The 21,435-nt window shown below is 44.7% G+C and carries 21 protein-coding genes; 12 read left to right on the forward strand and 9 right to left on the reverse strand.

The genetic code is table 11. From position 1 onward, the window contains the following. Nucleotides 1-68: 68 nt before the first annotated feature. The 3 genes from AAA938_RS08945 (at nucleotide 69) to AAA938_RS08955 (ending at nucleotide 2,103) form a co-directional block, all read left to right on the forward strand. Entirely contained in the window at nucleotides 69-1,058 is a 990-nt protein-coding gene (locus AAA938_RS08945; RefSeq protein ID WP_338228330.1) for a hypothetical protein, read from the forward strand. A 155-nt stretch (nucleotides 1,059-1,213) separates the two neighbouring features. Further along, a complete protein-coding gene (locus tag AAA938_RS08950; RefSeq protein WP_338228331.1) occupies nucleotides 1,214-1,537 on the forward strand; it encodes a GIY-YIG nuclease family protein in 324 nt (107 codons plus the stop codon). Between the two features lie 125 nt (nucleotides 1,538-1,662). After that, complete coding sequence (locus AAA938_RS08955) at nucleotides 1,663-2,103, forward strand: hypothetical protein (RefSeq protein ID WP_338228333.1); 441 nt, start codon at nucleotides 1,663-1,665, stop codon at nucleotides 2,101-2,103. A 46-nt stretch (nucleotides 2,104-2,149) separates the two neighbouring features. On the opposite strand, the gene AAA938_RS08960 is transcribed toward AAA938_RS08955, so the two are convergent. Further along, entirely contained in the window at nucleotides 2,150-2,323 is a 174-nt protein-coding gene (locus AAA938_RS08960; protein WP_338228334.1) for a hypothetical protein, read from the reverse strand. Between AAA938_RS08960 and AAA938_RS08965 the strand changes: the two genes are divergently transcribed. Both AAA938_RS08965 and AAA938_RS08970 read left to right on the forward strand, forming a co-directional pair. Further along, on the forward strand, nucleotides 2,314-2,628 hold the full coding sequence (locus AAA938_RS08965; RefSeq protein ID WP_338228335.1) for a hypothetical protein: 315 nt from the start codon (nucleotides 2,314-2,316) through the stop codon (nucleotides 2,626-2,628). The genes AAA938_RS08960 and AAA938_RS08965 overlap by 10 nt on opposite strands. Nucleotides 2,629-2,666: 38 nt before the next feature. Beyond that, nucleotides 2,667-4,835, forward strand: coding sequence for a TonB-dependent receptor (locus AAA938_RS08970; RefSeq protein WP_338228336.1), 2,169 nt, complete (start codon nucleotides 2,667-2,669; stop codon nucleotides 4,833-4,835). A gap of 91 nt (nucleotides 4,836-4,926) precedes the next feature. Here the strand turns inward: AAA938_RS08970 and AAA938_RS08975 are convergent, their stop codons facing one another. Next, nucleotides 4,927-5,952: a WD40/YVTN/BNR-like repeat-containing protein gene (locus AAA938_RS08975; RefSeq protein WP_338228337.1), complete on the reverse strand. Its 1,026-nt coding sequence runs from the start codon at nucleotides 5,950-5,952 to the stop codon at nucleotides 4,927-4,929. Nucleotides 5,953-6,025: 73 nt separating this feature from the next. Then, nucleotides 6,026-7,633, reverse strand: a complete 1,608-nt coding sequence (locus AAA938_RS08980) for a tetratricopeptide repeat protein (protein WP_338228338.1) — start codon at nucleotides 7,631-7,633, stop codon at nucleotides 6,026-6,028. A gap of 108 nt (nucleotides 7,634-7,741) precedes the next feature. On the opposite strand from AAA938_RS08980, the gene AAA938_RS08985 reads away from it, so the two are divergent. From AAA938_RS08985 to AAA938_RS08995, 3 genes are all read left to right on the forward strand, one after another. Continuing rightward, entirely contained in the window at nucleotides 7,742-8,413 is a 672-nt protein-coding gene (locus AAA938_RS08985) for a hypothetical protein (RefSeq protein ID WP_338228339.1), read from the forward strand. Between the two features lie 99 nt (nucleotides 8,414-8,512). Continuing rightward, a complete protein-coding gene (locus AAA938_RS08990) occupies nucleotides 8,513-10,183 on the forward strand; it encodes an arylsulfatase (protein WP_338228340.1) in 1,671 nt (556 codons plus the stop codon). Between the two features lie 21 nt (nucleotides 10,184-10,204). After that, on the forward strand, nucleotides 10,205-10,651 hold the full coding sequence (locus AAA938_RS08995) for a YqhA family protein (protein ID WP_338228341.1): 447 nt from the start codon (nucleotides 10,205-10,207) through the stop codon (nucleotides 10,649-10,651). 465 nt (nucleotides 10,652-11,116) lie between these two features. Here the strand turns inward: AAA938_RS08995 and AAA938_RS09000 are convergent, their stop codons facing one another. Both AAA938_RS09000 and AAA938_RS09005 read right to left on the reverse strand, forming a co-directional pair. Next, entirely contained in the window at nucleotides 11,117-12,475 is a 1,359-nt protein-coding gene (locus AAA938_RS09000; RefSeq protein WP_338228342.1) for a hypothetical protein, read from the reverse strand. Further along, nucleotides 12,468-13,040, reverse strand: a complete 573-nt coding sequence (locus AAA938_RS09005) for an RNA polymerase sigma factor (protein ID WP_338228343.1) — start codon at nucleotides 13,038-13,040, stop codon at nucleotides 12,468-12,470. The genes AAA938_RS09000 and AAA938_RS09005 overlap by 8 nt, the downstream gene beginning before the upstream one ends. 132 nt (nucleotides 13,041-13,172) lie before the next feature. Here AAA938_RS09005 and AAA938_RS09010 point away from each other — a divergent pair, with 132 nt between their 5' ends. Beyond that, nucleotides 13,173-13,805 (forward strand): hypothetical protein, encoded by a 633-nt coding sequence (locus tag AAA938_RS09010; RefSeq protein ID WP_338228344.1) that lies wholly within the window; start codon nucleotides 13,173-13,175, stop codon nucleotides 13,803-13,805. Between the two features lies 1 nt (nucleotide 13,806). Further along, the gene (locus AAA938_RS09015) at nucleotides 13,807-14,235 is read left to right on the forward strand and encodes a hypothetical protein (protein ID WP_338228345.1); all 429 of its coding nucleotides are present in this window, start codon (nucleotides 13,807-13,809) and stop codon (nucleotides 14,233-14,235) included. A 264-nt stretch (nucleotides 14,236-14,499) separates the two neighbouring features. Here the strand turns inward: AAA938_RS09015 and AAA938_RS09020 are convergent, their stop codons facing one another. Continuing rightward, the gene (locus AAA938_RS09020; protein WP_338228346.1) at nucleotides 14,500-16,068 is read right to left on the reverse strand and encodes an L-serine ammonia-lyase, iron-sulfur-dependent, subunit alpha; all 1,569 of its coding nucleotides are present in this window, start codon (nucleotides 16,066-16,068) and stop codon (nucleotides 14,500-14,502) included. Nucleotides 16,069-16,140: 72 nt separating this feature from the next. Between AAA938_RS09020 and AAA938_RS09025 the strand changes: the two genes are divergently transcribed. Next, entirely contained in the window at nucleotides 16,141-17,034 is an 894-nt protein-coding gene (locus tag AAA938_RS09025) for an N-acetylmuramoyl-L-alanine amidase-like domain-containing protein (protein WP_338228347.1), read from the forward strand. A 5-nt stretch (nucleotides 17,035-17,039) separates the two neighbouring features. On the opposite strand, the gene AAA938_RS09030 is transcribed toward AAA938_RS09025, so the two are convergent. Continuing rightward, on the reverse strand, nucleotides 17,040-17,579 hold the full coding sequence (locus AAA938_RS09030) for an SRPBCC family protein (RefSeq protein ID WP_338228348.1): 540 nt from the start codon (nucleotides 17,577-17,579) through the stop codon (nucleotides 17,040-17,042). A 78-nt stretch (nucleotides 17,580-17,657) separates the two neighbouring features. Then, nucleotides 17,658-18,152, reverse strand: a complete 495-nt coding sequence (locus AAA938_RS09035; protein WP_338228349.1) for a cupin domain-containing protein — start codon at nucleotides 18,150-18,152, stop codon at nucleotides 17,658-17,660. Between the two features lie 306 nt (nucleotides 18,153-18,458). Between AAA938_RS09035 and AAA938_RS09040 the strand changes: the two genes are divergently transcribed. Next, entirely contained in the window at nucleotides 18,459-19,784 is a 1,326-nt protein-coding gene (locus AAA938_RS09040) for an aminotransferase class I/II-fold pyridoxal phosphate-dependent enzyme (RefSeq protein ID WP_338228350.1), read from the forward strand. A 156-nt stretch (nucleotides 19,785-19,940) separates the two neighbouring features. Here AAA938_RS09040 and AAA938_RS09045 read toward each other — a convergent pair whose 3' ends face one another. Beyond that, complete coding sequence (locus tag AAA938_RS09045; protein ID WP_338228351.1) at nucleotides 19,941-21,401, reverse strand: CotH kinase family protein; 1,461 nt, start codon at nucleotides 21,399-21,401, stop codon at nucleotides 19,941-19,943. Nucleotides 21,402-21,435 lie beyond the last annotated feature (34 nt).

The following is a 21,435-nucleotide window of genomic DNA, read 5'->3' on the forward strand; positions in this document are numbered from 1 at the left end:
TTGAATATCACAGCCTTTTATCAAATCAAGTTTGATTTTAATATACTTCAACCTAATAGTTAGTCGTAATGAAAGAATCAATAAAGCATCAATTACCCAACTCTTTGCCTCCCTACAAGATAAATTTTCTTTTTTTGGGCACATTTAATCCGACAGGTGGAAAAAAAGTGTTGGTACATTATGGACGTTCACGTAATCAAACATGGAAACTCCTAAGCGAAATATTCAATGTTAATTTTGACCCTTCAATCCCTGAGATCCATGAAAAAATGAAAATGATGGGAATTGCGTGCTTAGATTTAATCGAGTCTGTCGAAGTTTCACCTGAATTCTCTCATAAAATCACTGGAGAAAGTTACAGCGATTCAAATTTATTTAATCGCCTTGTGAAACGAAATTATAAGGATATTGATGATTTAAATAAGTTCTTGGACATACACCCTGATATTTGCGTTTTTTCAACTTGGGGAAAAGGCCCTCAAAATCCCGAATGGAGAAAACTGATTTCTCAAATAAATAAAAAAATCATACCACTTGTTTCCCCTAGCTTAGTTGCCGCAGTACCCAAAGGGAAAAAAAAATTTGAATACATGCTTGAGGACTGGAAAGCAAAAATAAATGATTGTAAAAGATTTAATACATCCAATTCTAATTTGAAATCGCAATCAGACAAAAACCCTGCACCAAATTCAGATATGCCAAATAAAAACAAAATTCCTCCGTTCCTATTATCTCAATTAAACGAATTATTTAATGATGAGGAAATTCCAACTAATAGGTTTGAAATAAGTACAAACGAACTTAAAAATGGAAGGATTAACTTCCCGAAAAAACTAATTGATTATGATCTCTTGCCCGACTTTAACACTACTGTCAAAATAATTATAGGTAAAGAAGGTGATTCAGCTTTCACTGCCAAGATTATTGATTCGGGAGGTGGAAATGCAAGAATAAATAAATCCAAATTAAAAGATTGGTATGAAGAAGAAAATCTTCAAAATCAAGAAGTTTTCAATTTGGAAATCGTAAGCAAAACAACTTTTATAATTTACAAATGATCTATGGCTTCTTAGACTTCCTTTTTTTGATAGAAAGTCTAAGACATAACTAATGGAATTTATTTAACCAATTGATCATAAATCTCTTTTAACATCAATGTCACTCTTATTTGGTTGCAACTATCGTTGATAGGGGGAGCTGAAGCCTTGCAGAAATGCAGGGCTTTTTGCATTTTATGGGTATGGCATTTTTTATATACATCCTTTATTCACCAAGCTCTGATAAGTACTATGTTGGGCATTCGGAAGATCCAATTAAAAGATTGTCGGAACATAATTTTGGAACACTTCATAAATCCACAACCCCCGGAAGACCTTGGGAACTAAAGGCAATTTTTAAGATTGAAGGAAATCGTGGGGATGCTTTAAAAATGGAATTATTTATTAAAAAGCAGAAATCAAGAAAACTTATCGAAAAGCTTATTGATCCTCATATTAAGCCTTCAGGTTTCTTAGCTCAGCTGGTTAGAGTCCTGTAGGCACGGAATTGGTTCGTTTTTCATTTCTATAAATTGTACTTTCCACTCTCCCTCACTCGCTTTCCCACAAAATCCCTATTTTTAATCTTCCCAACCTCCAAGAGTTCCAAAACCCACCTTTTCAAATGAAAAACCCACTTCTATACCTTATCCTATTTACTTTCACCTTAATAGCCAGTGAAGCCAGTTTCGCCCAGACCGTCCTCGAAAAAGAAACCATTGCTGACCTCAATAAAACACCCAACTATGCCTTTGGAGTAAGTGATGAAGATGGTCTCAAAAGTGCCTTATCGGTATATGACACCTTTATGGCAAATGGAGTCCAAATCGAAAATTTTGAAATTGTGGTGAAAGGTCCGGTTGTCAAAACAATGGTCAAAGGTTCTGAACTTGAAAAATACTTTGGGAAGTACAAGGGCAAAGTCCGGGTGAGTATTTGCAGTGTAGCCATGAAAAGACAGGGTGTAAGTAAGGAGCAGCTTTTTTCGGGTTTGGAGGTCGTGGAAACCTACACCATCCGCATGCTTCAGTTGCAGGCTTTGGGGTATAATTCGATCTCGTATTGAGGAATTCAAGAATAGAAAAAACAATAGCAATTGTCTCTAGACTGATTTAGGATGGAAAGATCACTTCGTCTGTAAGGGCATAAAATACCTTCACAGGTATTTCTAGGCTTTTGATTTCCTTGAGAAGAATAATCCCCATTTCTCTCCCCAATATCCCCCCTCCCCATATTTCCTCTGGAATTACCACGACTTCTTCCTTTATTTGCCTCCATGAAGGCATTGGCTGTACTAATTTCCTTGCTGACCCTGTTTCTATCCACCCAAACTTGCTGCTTGGGCGAGGAGGAAGCCTGCGAGAAGACGGTAGAGTATGGGGAAAAATGTCCGGAGGATTCTGAAGAGCACCTTCCCTGCCTGCCCTTTTTCAGCTGTGGGGCATGTGTGGGATTTACGCCTAGCTATTTCGAAAGCTCCCTATCCTTCTTTCAGGCTCTTGGTTCCCCGATTCAGCTTCCGACCGTAACCCATGAAATCCCCGATTTTTCTCCTCCCGGATTAATCAAACCTCCCTCTTTTTTGATTTAGTCTGACCTCTTTTTTTCAAACTATTCTAAATCAAACCCATGACACGAATTATCCTGGCCCTTATGGCCTGGGGCTTGAGCACCTTGGCTTTTGCCCAAAATACCTATACCGCACAGATTCTGGATGAGGAATCCGGCACCCCTCTGCCTGGGGCTACCCTCTATTTTCCCCAATTGCAAAAAGGAGCAAGCGCAGACGCCAAAGGTCTGGCTACCGTGGTGGATATTCCCGACGGTACTTATTCACTCCAAGTTCAGTTTCTCGGCTACGAAACCCTCCGCCTAAAAGTGACATTCCCTTTGGCCAGTTCGGAAAGGGCAATTTTCCGCTTGGAGCATGAGCACGAGGAGCTGGAAGTTCTTCTGGTGCAGTCCAACCGAAGCAGTCGGGTCATTGAGGATGTACCCACCCGGGTGGAGATCATCGCGGGTGAGGAACTCGCAGAAAAGGGCAATATGAAACCCGGAGATATCCGCATGCTTCTCAATGAAAGTACCGGAATCCAAACTCAACAAACCTCAGCCACGAGCTACAATTCCAGCATTCGAATCCAGGGTTTGGATGGAAAATACACCCAACTCTTACGAAATGGTCTTCCCCTGTATTCGGGCTTTTCCTCCGGGCTAAGTCTGATGCAGATTGCCCCGTTGGATCTGGAGCAGGTGGAGGTGATCAAAGGCTCCTCTTCTACGCTCTATGGGGGTGGGGCCATTGCAGGCTTGGTCAATCTGATCACCAAAAAGCCCACCGAAGAACCCGAGCTTTCCTTTCTGATCAATGGAACCTCTGCACTCGGCCTAGATGCCAGCACCTTTTACTCGGCAAAAGGAGAAAAGATAGGAACCACCGTTTTTGCTTCCTACAACAAAGGAACCGCCTACGATCCGGCGGATATCGGGCTGACGGCTATTCCAAAATTTGACCGAATCACCATCAATCCCAAGCTTTTTGTGGACTTTACTCCGCGAACCCGGCTGATCGCAGGGGTCAATTTCATCCAAGAAGACAGGCTGGGAGGCAATGTGGATTTCATCCAAGGAGAAGAAGTGGCCAATCCCTACTATGAAGCCAATGCCACGGATCGCGTATCCACTGAGCTGACTTTTCAAACCCGTCTGGATGAACAAAATACCCTGACCTTCAAAAACAGCCTGAATTTCTTCAATCGGGAAATTGAAATTCCTGACTATGTATTCGAAGGCCGGCAAGTTTCTTCTTTCAGCGAGGTAAACTGGTCGGCTGATGGAGAAAAATCCTCTTGGATTACCGGGCTGAATCTTTGGACTGATCAGTTTGACCAAAGCCGGGGAAATGCGGAGGACCCGCTGGATTACACCCTCAATACGGTGGGAGCTTTTGTGCAGAATATCTGGAATGCGAGTCCGAAGTGGACCTTGGAAAGCGGCTTTAGACTGGACCATCTGAACACGGAGGGCTTCTTTCCTCTGCCCAAAGTCTCTGCGATGTACAAGCCCAATTCGGCTCTGACCATGAGAATCGGAGGGGGACTGGGCTATAAATCACCCACGGTATTCACCGAAGAGACGGAGCGAATCCAATTTCGCCATGTCGCCCCCATTGATTTTGGCAGGCTGGTATCCGAGCGATCTGCAGGGGCCAACCTGGACCTCAATTACCGATTAGCGTTGGGGGATGAGCTTTCCTTGGTGGCGAATACGCTTTTCTTTTTCACCCAAATCCAAAACCCCTTGATTTTGGAGCAAAATGCAAGAGGGTTTGAGTTTGTACAGCCTGAGGGAAAGTTTGAAACCCGGGGCATCGAAGTCAATCTGAAGTGGAATTACCGGGACTTTAAGCTCTTCACAGGGTACACTTTTGCAGATGTGATTCAGGATTTGAACGGAGTGAAAAGCCCCTATCCTCTGGTGGCCCGACATCGGCTAAACAATGTATTGATGTACGAAAAGCATGAGAATTTCTGGATCGGCCTGGAGGCCTATTATTTTTCCCCTCAGGTCCTCAATGATGGCGAGGAAGGACAATCCTACTGGATTTTGGGCTTGATGTCAGAAAAGGTGCTGAGTGAGCATTTCTCGCTTTTTGTCAACTTCGAAAACTTCCTGGACACCCGACAAACCCGGTTTGACACCATCTATACAGGAGATATCAGCAATCCGGAATTCCGGGATATCTATGCGCCTGTGGATGGATTTGTGATCAATGGAGGCGTGAAGTTGAGGTTTTAGGAAAAGCTACGCATCGGCAAAGCCTTTTGAATGATAAACCCAAAAAGCTATTCCTACCCAAATAGCTTTTTGGGTTTTCAACCTATCCCATTCACTTTTTCCTGATCCGCACCAAAGTAGACGAGTCATAATCTGAAATCAGCACCACTCCCGGACGAACTTCCTGATCTCTCCGAATGGGGATATCGAAAGGAACTCCTCTGTGCTTTTCCCAGGTTTTTCCTCCATCTTGAGAGCTCATCAACCAGTTTTTGCAGGGAGTATAGGGCGGGCATCCTTCTTCAAGCAACAAACCAAGGACTTCATCTCCTATGTGGGAAAGCACATAGATAGGTTGGTCTAATCTGACCTCAGTCCGATCTGCCCAATTGCCAAGGACAGTTTCACTGAAGCGGAAATCATAGTACCGATCCGCATCGATAGGGTAGAATATGGATTCTGTACCGGAGGGGTTGCTGCGAAAGGGAGTCCAGGTCTTGCCCCCATCCAAAGTCCGATAATGTGCCCCGTCGAGACCCACAATAAATCCCAAATCCTGAGTTTTCCAGATGATTTGCTGGAAACTTACCCGACTCAAGTCCACTCCTTCCATTCGGAACCAGGTAGCACCTCCATCCTCAGTTTGAAAAAGCTCAAAGAGTTCAGTTCCAGACCCATCGTATTCTATCACATGGGCAAAACCCCTAGTAGAACTGGAGAAAGACATCCTTTCGAAAAAGGTGTTTTTTCGCTCAAAAACCTCCCAAGTATCCCCTCCATCCTTACTTCGATAGACAATTCCTTGGCTGCTTTTTTCATCTTCTTCAATCCGGGTGAAGGTAATCCAGATTTGTTGTTCATCGAGGGCAAAGACTGCCGGAGGAGTAGGAGAATAGGGAAACAAGAAGATTCCGTCGAAGTTTCTACCCCCATCTCTGGTTTTATAGAGCATGGGTCCAGTCCGAAAACCCACCCACTCATTGATAAATTGAGTCATTTGGGAGTAACTCCCAAACCAATTGGATAAAACCTCCTCCACTTCCCAAGCCTCCAAAAGGGTCGTCTCTCGGGGAGGGAGCTCCTCTTTTCCACAAGACAGACAAAAAAGAATGAATACCAAATAAATCGATCGCCTCATAATTCAATTCATAAAAACTTAGTGTGAAGATAAAGATGAAGAAGTTGAATTAAAAAATAAGGGTGGATAAAATTCAATTCAAGGACTGATTCATGCCCAGCGCATTGGATTTGATCTTGTGGGCTTTTCGCAAAGCCTTTCTTAACTCCTCCACCAATTCCTCAGAAAGCAAAAAAGACCCCAATAATTCCTCCAAAAGCGAATTATCAGGAACAAACTGCCTCAGCTGGGAATATGCGGCTTGGCATGCGGAGCTTTGCTCCAGCCTACTGAGACAAGCCGTCTTTAGGATCAATTCCCAGAGGAGACTTTGTCCTTGAATCTTCTCTGCCCAATAAAGGGCCTCGGCATAATCCTTTTTGAAAAAATGATAAAAACTCAATCCTGCATTGAACCACCAAGGGTAGTAAGGATTGATTTGAATAGACTCGCAAAGCAAGTGATAGCCCCGCTCAAACTCTCCCGCTGCAATTAGACAAAAGCCCAACCCCCCCGACACTCCATTTGCTTTGTAGCTTAGCTTTTCCCATTCTCCGATGATTTGTAGGCATTCTTTCTTCTTTCGCTGAAAGAGATAAGCCAAACCCAAAGTCTGATACCCATGCTGGGTCAAGCGGTCCAAAATCAACGCTTTTTGTCCACACTTGACCCCCTCTGCCAAAGGGTCAACCTCTCCGCAATCAAACCCATAAAAATACCCGGCCACATAAGTTTCACCCAGAATCGCCCAACCCAAAGCATAGTTGGGATCCAAACTGACCGTGTTTTTCATGATTTCCAGTCCCTTTTGAAGGGTGGGTTCATTCACATCATTGACCAGGTAGTAGTACCAATGGACTGCATCGTAGACTTTGATATCAATGGAGTGACGAATTGGGTTGGCCTTAGCACCTTCTCGGAAAATAATCCCATGCGTCCCCCCGATTTGATTGACCACATGGCGCACGATATCATCTTGAAGGGCAAATCCGCCCAATTCGGCCTTTTCCCTTTCGTACACATTGGTCCAGATTAGTTTTTGGGAGCTACTTTGGATGAGCTGAACGCGGATTCTCACCCGGTCATTTTTGGACTGAATACTTCCTGTGACCAAAAAAGTAGCATCGAGGAGTTTGCCTGCATTTTTCAAGTCAATTTCCTGGGATGCCATCCTTCGGGAAGAAAAATAAGAGATCACCGAAAGCTCGCTAAACATCCCCAAATCACTGCAAATCTGGTCACAAAGCCCATCAGCGAATGCTTTTAGGCTATCATCCTCCAAATCCTGAAATGGCAACACGGCCAGGGTAGGTCTACTGATGGATGGCATATTTTCCGATGAGGGGCTGCCTTCTTTTTCCTTTAGAGAAAAAACAGGGACATAAGTGCCTTTGGGAATGGAAATCAAAACCGAGTCTTCGATTCCCGGGCCGGAATAGTACTCTTCCAAGCCCTTCCTCAATCTCCCTGCGTGAATTCGCACCGAAGCGTCCCCTTGTGGGTCATAGCCTGCTTTTTTCCCCAGCACCTCGACACCGATGGTGTATTCCTTGAGACCCTTTGCCCTTCCGGCTAAAGTCTCCTCAACGACAAACTTCAGAAAGCCGGAAAGAATCAGGGAATTACGGAAGGTCGGAAAGTCGAGGATTTTCTCTAAGTGGCTAAAAATAAGCGAATCAGAAACCTGAGGTGGCAAACTCATGCAACGGTTAATTAACTGGAATGACTGGTAGCTAAAGCTACAAAATAATAGTTTTACCCACCCACAAAAAGATTTAGGTCGGATTTATATCCCGTATTTCCCTTTGCCATGAAGAAAAGTACCCTAGCACTAGCTCTATTTCTCCTGAATATTGTCTTTGCGCAAGCTCAAATAGACAAGGAATCTCTTTCCCTCGAAACCTCCAAAGCAGAGGAGGAAAACAGAGATCAACTCAAAGAATACATCTGGAAGAGAAGGTCCGATGTCTTTATGGAAAGTCAGCTGAAACTCACCACGATGACCGAGTTCAGCTTTGATCCTCAGGGAAAATTGGTCACCAAAATCATTGAAGCCAAAACCACGGTGGATAAAAAGCCGGGATTCAGAGGTAAAGCTCAGGCCAGTGCTGCTGAAGATAAAATCGAATACATCCAAAAGGCTCTTGCCTTATCCATGGACTATGCGATAATGAGCAAGGGTGAACTCTTGGACTTTTTTGACGAAGCCACCGTCAAGGAAACCGATGGCTTGATCGAAGCAGAGGCTACCGGTGTCCGTATTCCCGGGGATCGCTTGTTGGTCAGAATCGATCCCAATACCCTGCTTTTTACTTACAAGGAATTCAGCAGCCTTTTGGGAAATGACCGGATAGAAGGAACACTGACTTACAGCTCTTTCACCAATGGAATCAGTCACTTGACTATGACAAGTCTGAATTTGCCAGCCCAAAAAATGACCATTGAATCCGCCAATCAGGACTACACGATCAGAGTCCAATAACAACTTAGGCCAAAAAAAATGGAACGAAGAGTATTTATTGGTAACTTTTACTTTAAAGCTTTAAAAATCCACCAAATAATCTCTTCCAAGCAAAAAACTATGAGAAAAATATTACCACTATTACTAATTGCAGCGGCCTGCGGAAAACCCAGTCCTGAGGAAACCCCAAGCCCCAAACCCAACATTCTGATCTTGGTCGCAGATGATTTGGGCTTCAGTGATATCGGCCCATTTGGAGGCAATATTCACACGCCGGTTTTGCAGCAATTGAGCCAAGAAGGCATGCTGTTTTCCAATTTTTATGTGCTGCCTACCTGCTCACCTTCCCGATCAGCCTTACTTACCGGAAACGACAACCATGTGACCGGAATCGGGGTGATGAGTGAAGTCCGTTATGCTGCATTGGAAGGACTTCCCGGCTACACCGGCCACCTCAACAATCAGGTAGTCACCCTGCCTGAAATTCTGAAAGAAAGCGGATACCACACCTATATGGCTGGCAAATGGCACTTGGGAGACGAGGATGATCAGCTTCCCTCGGCCCGGGGTTTTGAGGAATCGTTCACCTTACTTCAGGGAGGAGGCAGTCACTATGCCGACCAAAATCCCCTTTCCCCGCCTCAGGTGATGGATTATCGGGTAAACGGGGTGAAAATTGAAATGCTTCCTGCCGACTTTTACTCCACTAGAAACTATACCGACAGCCTCATCCACTACATCGACAAGCATAAAGGAGACGGAAAACCTTTCTTCATGTATGCCTCTTACACAGCTCCTCATGACCCACTTCACGCACCTCAGGAATACATTGAAAAATACCGGGGAAAATTTGACTCAGGATGGGACTCACTTCGGATTGATCGACTGAATAACCTGAAGGAATTGGGAATCATCCCCCAGGAAGTCAACTCCTTTGCTCCTAGCGGAATTCCTGCCTGGTCCTCTTTGAAGCCTGAACAGCAGGCCGAATTGGCCAAAGACATGGAAGTGTACGCAGCCATGGTGGAATACCTGGACATGAGCATCGGGCGCATTCTGGATTACCTGAAAAAAGAAGGAATGTATGACAACACGCTCATCGTATTCCTTTCAGACAATGGCGCCAATGGCGTAATTGCCACGACTTATCCGGGCAATGGAGACGGGGTCTATTTGGGAGGATTTGATAATTCTCTCGAAAATCGCGGACTGCCCAACTCCTTTATCGAAATGGGACCGGGATGGGCGCAGGCTTCTTCCTCTCCTTTCCGACTGTTTAAAAGTTTTGCCTCTGAGGGAGGTATTCGCGCTCCGCTGATTGTGAAAATGCCCAACACCGAGTCTGGAAAAGGGCTCTGGAACAAAAGCTTTTACCACGTGACCGACCTGATGCCCACTTTCCTGGAACTGGCAGAGGCAAGCTACCCAAGTGAATTTAAAGGAAAAGCAGTACGTCAGCCCATCGGTAAGTCCATGCTTCCGGTTTTGAGTGGAAAGGCACAGGAAATTCACTCCTCTGAGGAAGGAATGGGCTGGGAGCTCTTCGAAAGAAAAGCCTTCATCCAAGGCAAGTGGAAGGTACTGAGACTTCCTCCTCCTTTCGGACCGGGTGAATGGCAGCTCTTTGATCTGGAAAGTGACCCCGGAGAGACCACGGATCTTTCTTCACAGTTTCCTGAAATCAAAGAAAAGCTCATCCAAAGCTGGCAGGACTATGCCCGGAAAAATGATGTCTTTGATCACAAAGGGCACTACGATAGCCTGTTCAGCAGAAGTTTGGAAAGTCATTAATCCACTTCAAATTCCATACTCATGACCAAAGCTTATCAGTGGATGGTTCTCCTGATTTCCGTGACCATGTTTGCCAACTTTCTGTTCACGGCATCATTGGGCGTGTATAAAACTATCCACGCCTTTTCCATCTTTTGGAAAGGAGGAATTCAGGCCAAACCCGGATTGGAGATCATCGAATCCCTGGACTTGTTCTTGGTGGCTTTGGTATTCCTGATTTTGGCCTTGGGGTTTATGAAGCTTTTCTATCCCGACTTCAGCTTCCTGAAGAAAATCAACCTTTCCTGGCTGGTCATTCAGGATTTCTATCAGCTTAAGCAACTCACCTGGAATGCAATCCTTCTCACCCTGCTGATTACTTTTTGCACTCAGGTCCTGAAATCCAACGGGGTTTTGGATTGGCCCATGCTGATCATTCCCGGGGCGGTATTTCTCTTTTCAGTCAGTTCAAAGCTACTTAAGCATTGACCCTCAAGCTAAAAGTCAGCCTTTGAATTCCCTATTCTTGGATAATTTAAAAAAATGCTACCTGCTAATTGTCCCCCTCCTTTAACCAAGACATTTTCTCTATGCAACCCCCAATGAACCGAATATTAACATGGATTTCCCTTTCTGAAAGTGGAATCGAGACCATCAAGGCAAATCCTGAATTACCCAAAAAAGAAATGGAATTCGTTGCCCGTTGAAAATCTGAGAACATTTTGGAGCATTTCTATATCTCGGTTTCCAAAAAAGAAGCCGTATTGATTTTCCAAAATTCAGATGAAAGCCAAGTAAGAGAGTTAATTAAGTCCCTTCCCTATTTTCCCTTCATGGAAAAAATAGACTATCATCTCCTGGACAAACAGTTTTAATCAAGCAATCCTTTGGATGGGGAGTCTATGGTGCCCCATTTTTTGGCCTCATCTGAGTTTGAAATCGCTTTCTGCAGGATTATTTGCCGAGGAAGAAATTCACCCCCACCCCTACTTCCATGCCATGAACCCGGTCCTGGATAAGTCCCGGCCTGGAGACCGGCAACCAATAGTGACTTCTTAAAAATAGCCCCATGCGCCTGCTAAGCAGGTAATTGGTCCCAATCCCCACTCGGAGATGACTGAGGCTGAATTCTGATGAATTGGTTTTTCCAAATTGGTATTCCAGTTCAGCATTATTTTCAAATTCATAAGTGAAATCCTGGCGGGACAGGTAATTTCCAATCAGGCCAAAACTACTCTCAAAGCTAAATCCGCTGTAGTAGAGGCTCCTCCACCTCAATTCCAAAGGGAAAAACCACTGCCGATTTACAAAATATACCTCATCCAAGGTGGAAATATCTGAAGGAACGTTCGGCAGAGCACCGACCAAATCCGAATCCAAAGACATGATTTCCTCATCATCCAGTTCGCCTTCCATCTGATTCCGTATTGCACCCAAATAGACTCCCCATCCGCTCTCCCACTCCAGTCCAATATGGATACCCGGCTGCAAGGGCTTGTAGTATTCGGCCAAATTGCTAATCGGGAAAAGTAAGGATCCTCCCAATTCCAGATGCATCATAGGTTTGGACTTCGATTTGATTGGAGGATTGCTCAGATTACTGGTATCCCCCACGACGAGGACTTTTTCGGACTTAAAAACCACCTTCGGTTCAGTCGCCAAAGAAGGTGCTGCCATGCTTCTCCGCACAGGTGCAGAACTTTCCGAAAGGGTGCCTCCTGGGTTATTTTCGTTTTGTTTTCCGGTGTTTGCAACCTGTGTTTCGCTTTCCTGAGATTCGGAAACCGTTTTCTGATTCTGAGGTTTTTGTTGCTCTTGCTGGAGATTGATCTCTTTGATCTCGGAAGAAAGGCTTTTTTGCCCATCACCCGTCAGGGCAGGTTCATTTCCTCCTGATTCGGTAGCACTGAGAAAGGATTGTGAAGGAATGGAGGAGGTATTTTCCTTAGGAAAATCTAGTCGAAGGCGAGACTGAAGCGTCTCTCTCTCTTCCACATAGACTTTTTTGTAGACCCACACCGTATCCACCACATAGACTGTATCTCTCAGGTAGAGTGTATCGATTATCCTACTCGGTTCCAACTGGGCAGCTATAGGGGTATCCTGTCTTTTTTCTCCCCATTGGTGCCAAGCGAGCGATCCCAGAAAAAGTACACTGGCAAATAAGTAGGGCATAGTCCAATGTTTCCAAAAAGGAATGGAAGGAGTATGGAGTAGCGGGGCAAAACTTTGCCAAGCCTGATCGGCCTCTTTGCCGGAAACCTCTTCCAGCTTGGCCTTTATTTTTTCTTCAAAATTATCTCGCTTATCCATGATGCTTTTTCCTGATAAGGTGCTGATTTGCTAAAGCGCTCTGCAATTTTGCCTTGGCTTTGGCGTAGTTTGATTTGGAAGTGCCTTCGGAAATGCCCAACTCTTCAGCGATTTCCCGGTGATTGTACCCTTCCACGGCGTAAAGTGAAAAAACCATCCGGTAAGACGGAGGTAGGTCCTGGACCAAAGTCAGGATTTCTTCTGCACTGATTTTGTCCAAAACATCTTCATCAAACCCCATCCCATCAGCCTCAGATTCATAGTCGGTATATCGATCCTGATATCGCCTGATTTTCCGGTAGTGATCGATGGAGGCGTTGACCATGATTCTTCTAATCCATCCTCCAAAACTCAGTTCGGGGGTAAACTGATCCAATTGCCTGAAGACTTTCAGCATGCCTTCATTGACCACGGAGTGAGCTTCCTCCAGGTCACGGGTGTATCGCTTACTGACAGAGATAGCTAGAGGATAAGCCAATTTGAACAGCCGCTCTTGGGCTTTCCGGTCCTCTTTCTGACAGAGGCGGATTAAATCCTGCAAATCCTTGGGGCTAGGGAGGTTCATTTCAATGCGATTACGATCAATCGTCTATAAAGCGTTGCCTCCCCTGCTCAAAAAAAATTTTTCTACCTCAGGCAACGCTTTGGATTCTGCCCATCGTAATGGGAGCAAAACAGATTAATCGAACATACTACCATGAGAAAAACCCTTTTGTTTATCCTAATGATCAGCTTATCGCTGAGCAGCCTGAGAGCCCAAGATAATCCGGAGACGCTCTTTGATGGCAAAATTTCCCTATCCGGACTGGGGCTTTTTGTAGACCCTGGTTTTCAGGCGACCCAGATAGCAGGAGAAAATACCGGATTTTTCCTCTTTCGGGGAGGCCTGACCTTTGGTGACAAGCTCAGCCTGGGAGGATTTTACGGACAAATGACTAATGATATCCGGCCAGCCTCCTTCGAAAACATCCTGCCTCCACGTGCCCATGTGGATTCATATCAAGCAGGTGGATTCATCGAATACACACTCCAAGCCTCCAAAATGATCCACTTTACTTTTCCCGTGGCCTTTGGCATTATAGAAATGGAGGTAGATGAGGAAGGGAGAGACTTTGACTACGAGGAGACCAAGACGTTCTTTGTTGAGCCGGGTGCCCAAGTGGAAATAAATCTGCATCGCTTTGCACGTCTGCATGCAGGCATGGGCTATCGGGTGATGGCAGGCACTGTTGAAGATTTCCCCGGAGTACCCGATGCAGGCAATGCCCTGACTTTCCAAATAGGACTGAAAATGGGTGTTTTTAACATCAATCAACTTAAAAACAAATAAAATGAAACGACTACTCTTATTTGTCCTTTCCATAAGCATCTTTTCCTGTGAACTAGACGACAACGGAAACCCAAACTCCTCTGAGCTCAGCGCAGCACAACTTACCGAGGAACTCATCCTAAGTTCAGGGCTTCGACTGGTCCAATTCATCGAAGACGGCGAAGATTATACCTCGGAGTTTTCCGGATTTGTTTTTCGCTTTGAGCCCAATGGCACAGTGACAGCCTCCCGGGGAAGCCAGTCCATAACAGGAACTTATCGGGTATTCAGGGATGACGGGGAGACCGAACTGGAGATGACTTTTTCGCCCACCTCTTTTCTTAATGAGTTTACTGATGACTGGTATTTCAGAGGAAAAAGCAACAATCGGATCACCTTTGAGGATGATGACGATGAGGACGGACTTAGTCGATTGGTTTTTGAAAAATAAGTCCCAGTCTACCCCACTTTAAGCAGCAGTCTTTTGGATTGCTGTTTTTTTTTGATCAGTTTGAAATATCAAAATACTGATCTCAACCCAGAAAAATAGTGGTGATTTGACCTAAACTGAATAGTTGGACGGACTCTATCAAATTGAAAAGAGGATTACCATGAGCTTTGATTGGGTATCCTTTAGAGGTTCGCCCAACTTCTTTCGAACAGCATCACAATCGGATACTTTTTACCCAAGAAGAACCTTTTTGCATTGATATTCTCAGCAACTCTTAAAAAACTGCTTAGTCGCCAGCTTTTGCTTGATTTCTTTGGCAGTTTTGGTAATGGACAGGCCTCCCAAATTGGTGCAGCGAAGGGTATTGGGAATGCTTTTTCCCACCACATACATGGTCTCGATGACCTCATCCAAAGGGATCAGGTGATCATAATCTGCCAAGGCCATATTTGCACAGGAAAGCGAATTGGATGCGGCCATCACGTTACGGTTGAGACAAGGAGCCTCCACCCGGTTACCAATCGGATCGCAGATCATCCCCAGCGAACTCTGCAAAGCCATTGAGGCTGCTGAAAGACTTTGTTGGAGATTTCCTCCTCCCAAATACACCAAAGCTGCGGCAGCCATAGTCGCTCCCGAACCGCACTCGGCTTGGCATCCTCCGACCTCGGCGGCAAAAGTGGAATGGGCGGCAATAAACACCCCGATCAATCCAGCAATCAACAAGGCCTTGACAGTTTCCTCTTCAGAAAGTCCCAAAGAATCTGCCACACCCAAGACAGCACCCGGCATTGCCCCGCAGGAACCCGCGGTCGGTGCCGCTACGATCACTCCCATGGAGCTTTTGACCTCCATGATCGCTGAGACATACATGATGATTCGGTTCAAAATATCCCCATCCATCAGCTTCTTTTGCTCCATCAGGGATTTGAATTTCACGGATTGGGGACCTAAAATCCGGTCCTCAAAGTGGGTGCCCCGAAGTCCGGTTTCCACCGCATTTTTGAGGATTTTGCGAATTTCATCCATTTTCCTCATCACCTCATCTTCGGAAATATTTCCCCGCTGACTCTCGTATTTTACCGCCAATTCCCAAAGCGATAAGTTTTTATCAGCATTGTAGGCCAGCATTTCCTCGACCGTGATAAAAGGAACTCGCGTGTTTTTGGAAGAAAGTACGGGAAGAACCGGACGGATTTCTTTGATCCTTTTCACTCCCTCGATTTGGGAAAGCTCCTCTTTCAGTATCGCATCCAAAGGAGCTTGAGCAGTCAGCAAGACCATGGAAGAAGTTCCTTCAAGAACTTCCAAACTATCCCAATCTCCTGCCTGCTTTAGATAGTCCATCACCTGACCTGAAGAGTCGGAGTAGACTAAAGTCATGAATCGGTCTCCTGCAAGAGACACTTTTGCCCCATCGATTTCCACCACTTCGATCATCCCTCCACCAGTGGAAATGGCCACTACTTTATGGGTTTCCCAAGGATTGGTGAGTGTGATTTGGTAGGCATTGGGATGCTTGTTTTCCAGTTCAATTATTCGAATAGAGTAGGAAATGCCCGCTCCCCTCAAATGCATTTCCGAATCGACCAATCGCTCATCATGAGCCTCCCAGCCCAAAAATCCTCCAAAAAGTCCCATATCCGATCCCTGATCTTTGTGGGTGGTAGCCAAAGAGCCTTCTGGATCAAAATCGATTTCTATCGAAGAAATCCTTCCTCCCAACAAATCATGGCAAATCCGTGCGATCCGGAGAGATGCCGCACAGTGAGAACTCGAAGGTCCCCGCATCACCGGGCCGACTACATCGTTGAAAATACTGGGATAATTCATGGGTTGAAAGCTATGGTGGTCCTTGAAGTTAGGAAAAAGGAGTTAAAAACCAGTCTTCAAAATTTTGCTTCTATGTTTTCAAAAAGAGATAACTTAACCATCAAATCCTCCCAATCCATGATGATTCGATCTCTTTTCCTTTTCTTCTTCTTTTGTCCAATTTTTCTCTCTGCCCAAACCGTTTGCTCTTTGGAAAGCAGAGAGCTATTGGATCAGGAATTGGAAAAGTTGGCAGAGGAATCCGGCAAAGAGCAGGCTATTCAGGAATGGGCAGTAGAAATCGGAAAAGACTTTTTGGGAACCCCCTATGTGGAAAAAACCCTGGAAATCCCCGGTCCAGAGCAATTGGTTATCAATCTGCAGGGAGTGGACTGCACGACCTTTCTGGAAGCAGTAGTGACCTTAGCGCGAATAGCAGAAATGGGAGATTTGAGCTTTGAAAAGTTCGAGAAAGAACTGGAGCTCATTCGCTACCGATCCGGAAAAAATGAAGGGTACCCCAGCCGACTTCACTATTTCACCGAATGGATCGTGGACAATCAGAAAAAAGGAATCATTAAGGATATCACAGCCGAAATCGGAGGCAACCCCTATTCCAACAGTCCTTCATTTATGTCGGCAAACCCCCAGTTTTACCCCCAACTCAGCGAAGCCGCTAACCTAGCCAAGATTCGTGAAGCCGAGGCTCAAATCAGTCAATACGCTTACTCTTTTATCCCAAAAGAGAAAATCCAATCCCTAGAAAAAGGTATTCAATCCGGGGACTTGATCGCCATCACCACTCCCATGACCAATCTGGATGTAGTCCATGTCGGCTTCGCAGTTTGGCAAAACGGCCGGGTTCACCTGCTGCATGCCAGCTCCAAAAACAAAGAAGTAGAGATTTCCGCTCTACCTCTCCATGATTATCTGGCTGGTAATAAGGGACAATCGGGCATTATGGTTGCCCGACTTACCGGAAACTAACAAACTTATTTTTCAAGAAGTCTCTTCAGGTTTTCCAGCCCAACGCTGAAATCATCCCCGATCATTTGCTCCATTCCCATCAGTGGAATCATCAAATTCATGGGATAGGCCATATTTCCTTCAAATCCCCAAGCCACTTCGGTCTGGTTAGGTCCCAAAGAGGTGAAGGTCATATAGGCTTTATCTTTTGCCTCAAAAGGCTCAATAAACCTCAATTCATAATCAATTCGCTCCATTTCCTGAATGGCGATGATCTCCTGCTCGCCGTGGCCGACATCGGGATTTTGGCTTTTCCATCCCGAGACAAATCCGACGGTACCATCCTCGCCCTCGTAGTAATGCTCCATTTCAGGGTCCATCAGCTGCCATTTACTGTATTGGTTCTGATTTTTCAGGTTTTTGGTGAAAGCATAAACCTCCTCAATCGGGCGGTCAATGGTGACTTTTTCTAAGACGCTGTACTGATTGGGGACAAAGAGTCCATACAGCAAAAGGCTGGCAATAGCCAAAACCAGAACTAATCCGGCGATTTTCAGGAATTTCATAGGGTGGGTTATTAGTTTCTTGAATTTATAAAACTTATTTCTCTCAACATCCTGAATTTCAATAAAAAAGAAAGAAAATTATCTTCCAAAATCGTCCTGAAGCCGCACGATATCTTCTTCGTCTGAAGGATTGGAGGCATCGGTGTGCTGCCAGATTTCAGCGACTACACCCCAGTCTTTCTTCCCAATCAGACGGTGACGCTCGCCTTGTTGAAGCTTAATCTTGTCTCCTTCTTTCAAATGTTTGATTTCTGATTCCTCATCGGTAAGACTGGTGGCTACGGCTACTTCTCCATCGATGCATCTCCAGATTTCAGCTCTGCGAAAATGATATTGCCAGCTAAGTCTTTTTTCCGGAGCAACAAGCAATATCTTCGGACTGAGCTTTTCAGAGATTTTTAATGATTCAAAATCCTCATCAGGGAAAAAATGCTTTGCAAAAACCGGAGCTTGGCTTTCTTCAATGACCAAAAAACCTCCCCAAGGCCGTTCCCGGTCTTCTTTAACTATTTGGAGACCCAGCTTTTTCAACAATTCCTCGGCTTGGGCAAAAACTTTCTCTTTATTTCTCATCAGAATCAATTGTAATTACCAAAGTAAAAATCATCTATCTATAAATTAAACCCAACTTAAAAAATCAATCTTTTTTCCATTTCTAAATGAAAATTAACCTGAAAACTCTACTCATTTTTTAAATAAGACTACAAATACTTGGTAAAAAAGACTTTTTTAAATGAATAAAAATGGCTTTCCGAAAACAATGGACCGACCAACTTCTATGAGATTGATTTTCGGAAAATCAGATTAATAGGTTACATTGTACGATAGACCTTTCAAGAAATATCTTTTTAATCCCTTTGCTTTTCGCTGTACTATTCTATGCCTGACGCCTCTTTTCTATCTCAAAAAGGATCCAAAGCTGCGCAAAACCCCATACGGGTAGATCTAAAAATCTACTCAGAAGCGATGGAAAACCTTTATCACCCAAAAACCAATCCATCAGGCACACTCCCGATGAATATTGCAGAAAACCAGCTTTGCTGGGAAATGCTGAGGGAGAGGATTCAAAAAGTAACCCGTGAGAAAAATATTCCCGATTGGGTAGCCAACTACACCGATTCCAATGGTGCCCCTTGTTTTCGGAAATCCACAGCAGAGTTTTTAAGCCAATTTCTTTTTCATTGCCCGGTTGACCCGGACAGCCTTGCCTTTTCTGTCGGGGCTACCTCAGTGATTGAGATGACCAGTTTTTTACTGGCAAATCCGGGAGACACAGCTGTCATTCCTGCTCCCAGTTATCCTGTTTATTCCGGAGATATTGGCAACTTACCCGGAGTGCTACGTTTTGATCTTCAGCTTCCCGGAGGATTCAAGGACAGTGAATATGATTTTGAAATCAGCCTATTGGATCAGGCAAAGGCAGAAATTGAAAGCAAGGGAAGTCAGTTTCGGATGTTGATATTGACTTCTCCTGACAATCCCACCGGAAAAATCTATCGGGAAGACCATCTCAGAAAAATTGCCTCTTGGTGCATGGACCATCAAATCCATCTCGTGGTCAATGAAATCTATGGACTTTCTCAGATTGACATCACTCATCCCGAACTCCAATCGGACTACCCCAACCCGGCCCCATTCGTTTCTTTTGGAAAACTGATGAATGAGCTCAAAAGTCCATTCCTCCATTTTTGGTATTCTTTTTCCAAAGATTTCGGCATTTCCGGTTTTCGGATTGGCTTACTTCATTCCCACAATGCAGCGCTGATTCAAGGGTATCAGAATGCGGGTGCCGGTCATTGCATTTCCAATTATACCCAATGGGTGATGCAGGAAGTATTGGATGATCACGCCTTTCTGAACTCCTATTTCAAAGAATTCAAGACACTGCTCACCCAAGCCTATATTACTTTTACAAAAGGCTTAAAAAACCTCCAAATTCCATTCAATCCCTCCCGGGGCAGCCTTTTTGTTTGGTTGGATTTATCTGAGTTTTTGGAGGAAAAAAGTGAATCCGGAGAGGAAAAACTTTGGCTGGACATCTATAAAAAAACCTCCGTATTGCTGACCCCTTCTCAGGGATTTGGACATCAGCAACGGGGTTGGTTTCGCGTGGTCATTACCAGTATCAGCCCCTCAGAAATGGAAGTAGCCTTGGATCGGTTAAAAGGATTTGTGGAAGATCAAAGAGGTAAAAGTTGCCGTTGATTGATTCAAACTACTAATCAGACTATCTTTTTCACCTTACTTCTAGAAGACATTTAGATTAGGGATTTATTTCAAAAAAGCCCCATTCCAGCCATTTACGGGATCTTTTGATTTTTTTTCAGTGAGCAAAAAAGCTTTCCTGATTTCCCCCTTGGATCAGAAAGAGTTGATTTGAGAATCCATCCATTGGGAGCGATCAGTCAGATAGATTTTCAAGTTTTGGATCGTTTGGTCATAATTGACCCCAATCCCCTGATCCCACTTCGCATAGTTTCTCTCCACAGCCCCGTTGGATTGGAGGTAAGTGACCGCGTCATCCACGATTTTTTGGATTGAGGAAGGGCTGAATTGGCTCTGCCGAAGTTCTTTCCAACGGGTTCTTACAGCCTGCTTAAAAACCGGGTCCTCCAGCAATCTATCCCACCAAAAATGTACCATCCAAGGATCATTGCTGACATAGTCATTGTAATTGGCCACCCAATCATTCATGGGAATTCTCCCACCCTCATCGAAAGCGATATTCATATCCCAAACCGGTCCCATGGCCAGTTTTCCGTCCCGGTCTTTTTGGAGATAGGTGCTCAAGCGGTAGGCATCTACATTCCGGGTCAATTCGGTGATCAGAAAAAAGTCCACAAAAGAATTCAAATCGATGAATTCGGTGTAAGTCCTAGTGGATTGAGAAAAATCGTCTTGCAACAACGCCTCTTCGAATTCCAATAGGTATTGGGAAATGTAAATCTTTTGAGCCGGGGTGATATCCTCGGCCTTAGGATACTCATAGGTGAAATACGTCTCTAAATACTGCTTTTCGTGATAGGGTGGCGCATAAGGCGCAAACGTCAAAGGCTCTCCGAAGATATCAAACGTACTCCTGAAACTATTAAACTCCGTATATCGCGCATCATCATCCCAGTTGGACAAGAAATAGGAAAGCGGCTTCCCGTCATGCTCCGGTCCTGGATCTGTCTTGTCAATTTTGAGAATATATCCTCCACTTAAATTGGTAGAAGAGGAATTGAGGGATTTGATGTCAATGCGGTTGGAATCCCGCTTGAGCTTTTCGCAGAAATAGTAAATGCCGAGATATTCCCCGTTTACTTCCAGCTCCACAAACTGCCCTCTGCTGGCATAGCGGCCCATTTTTCGAAAAAGCTCATATCCTACGTGGTTATAAATGAGACTTCGATCCCAAAGGTATTTCTCCTTAAGATTGACCACATGACCAATCAGTCTCCAGTCTTCCTCGGCAGGCATTCCAAAAAACGCCACATCAATTCCTTCTCCGGAATCATCGATTGTTTCAAAATTGAATCCTTTCTTGTCGGAAAGTCTGAAAGATGTTTTTCCTCTATACTCTAAATCGATTGGGTATTCTCCCTGAAATTTTTTCTCTTGATAGATTTTCATTTTTGCAGGAATCCCCGGTTCGTAGGGAATCTCCCTGCCCTGCGTATCGATCACGAGGTAGGGGATTTGGCTTTCTTTGGTGTCAATGGCAAAGACCTGTCCGTCATCTCCTTTGGAAACAGGAACCTCCGCCGGGTCTTGACAGGACACGAAAAGGAGAATGGAAAAAATGAAATAGAAAAAGGAGGGATTTCTTAAAGGTTTCATTGGCTTCAAATAATCGCTCAAGATAAGGCAAAAG

The organism is Algoriphagus taiwanensis (assembly GCF_036245645.1).
GTDB lineage: Bacteria > Bacteroidota > Bacteroidia > Cytophagales > Cyclobacteriaceae > Algoriphagus > Algoriphagus taiwanensis.

Coding starts and splice junctions, on each gene's coding strand:
- AAA938_RS08945 (WP_338228330.1), top strand. CDS start 69: ATGAAAGAATCAATAAAGCATCAATTACCCAACTCTTTGCCTCCCTAC.
- AAA938_RS08950 (WP_338228331.1), top strand. CDS start 1,214: ATGCAGGGCTTTTTGCATTTTATGGGTATGGCATTTTTTATATACATC.
- AAA938_RS08955 (WP_338228333.1), top strand. CDS start 1,663: ATGAAAAACCCACTTCTATACCTTATCCTATTTACTTTCACCTTAATA.
- AAA938_RS08965 (WP_338228335.1), top strand. CDS start 2,314: ATGAAGGCATTGGCTGTACTAATTTCCTTGCTGACCCTGTTTCTATCC.
- AAA938_RS08960 (WP_338228334.1), bottom strand. CDS start 2,323: ATGCCTTCATGGAGGCAAATAAAGGAAGAAGTCGTGGTAATTCCAGAG.
- AAA938_RS08970 (WP_338228336.1), top strand. CDS start 2,667: ATGACACGAATTATCCTGGCCCTTATGGCCTGGGGCTTGAGCACCTTG.
- AAA938_RS08975 (WP_338228337.1), bottom strand. CDS start 5,952: ATGAGGCGATCGATTTATTTGGTATTCATTCTTTTTTGTCTGTCTTGT.
- AAA938_RS08980 (WP_338228338.1), bottom strand. CDS start 7,633: ATGAGTTTGCCACCTCAGGTTTCTGATTCGCTTATTTTTAGCCACTTA.
- AAA938_RS08985 (WP_338228339.1), top strand. CDS start 7,742: ATGAAGAAAAGTACCCTAGCACTAGCTCTATTTCTCCTGAATATTGTC.
- AAA938_RS08990 (WP_338228340.1), top strand. CDS start 8,513: ATGAGAAAAATATTACCACTATTACTAATTGCAGCGGCCTGCGGAAAA.
- AAA938_RS08995 (WP_338228341.1), top strand. CDS start 10,205: ATGACCAAAGCTTATCAGTGGATGGTTCTCCTGATTTCCGTGACCATG.
- AAA938_RS09000 (WP_338228342.1), bottom strand. CDS start 12,475: ATGGATAAGCGAGATAATTTTGAAGAAAAAATAAAGGCCAAGCTGGAA.
- AAA938_RS09005 (WP_338228343.1), bottom strand. CDS start 13,040: ATGAACCTCCCTAGCCCCAAGGATTTGCAGGATTTAATCCGCCTCTGT.
- AAA938_RS09010 (WP_338228344.1), top strand. CDS start 13,173: ATGAGAAAAACCCTTTTGTTTATCCTAATGATCAGCTTATCGCTGAGC.
- AAA938_RS09015 (WP_338228345.1), top strand. CDS start 13,807: ATGAAACGACTACTCTTATTTGTCCTTTCCATAAGCATCTTTTCCTGT.
- AAA938_RS09020 (WP_338228346.1), bottom strand. CDS start 16,068: ATGAATTATCCCAGTATTTTCAACGATGTAGTCGGCCCGGTGATGCGG.
- AAA938_RS09025 (WP_338228347.1), top strand. CDS start 16,141: ATGTTTTCAAAAAGAGATAACTTAACCATCAAATCCTCCCAATCCATG.
- AAA938_RS09030 (WP_338228348.1), bottom strand. CDS start 17,579: ATGAAATTCCTGAAAATCGCCGGATTAGTTCTGGTTTTGGCTATTGCC.
- AAA938_RS09035 (WP_338228349.1), bottom strand. CDS start 18,152: ATGAGAAATAAAGAGAAAGTTTTTGCCCAAGCCGAGGAATTGTTGAAA.
- AAA938_RS09040 (WP_338228350.1), top strand. CDS start 18,459: ATGCCTGACGCCTCTTTTCTATCTCAAAAAGGATCCAAAGCTGCGCAA.
- AAA938_RS09045 (WP_338228351.1), bottom strand. CDS start 21,401: ATGAAACCTTTAAGAAATCCCTCCTTTTTCTATTTCATTTTTTCCATT.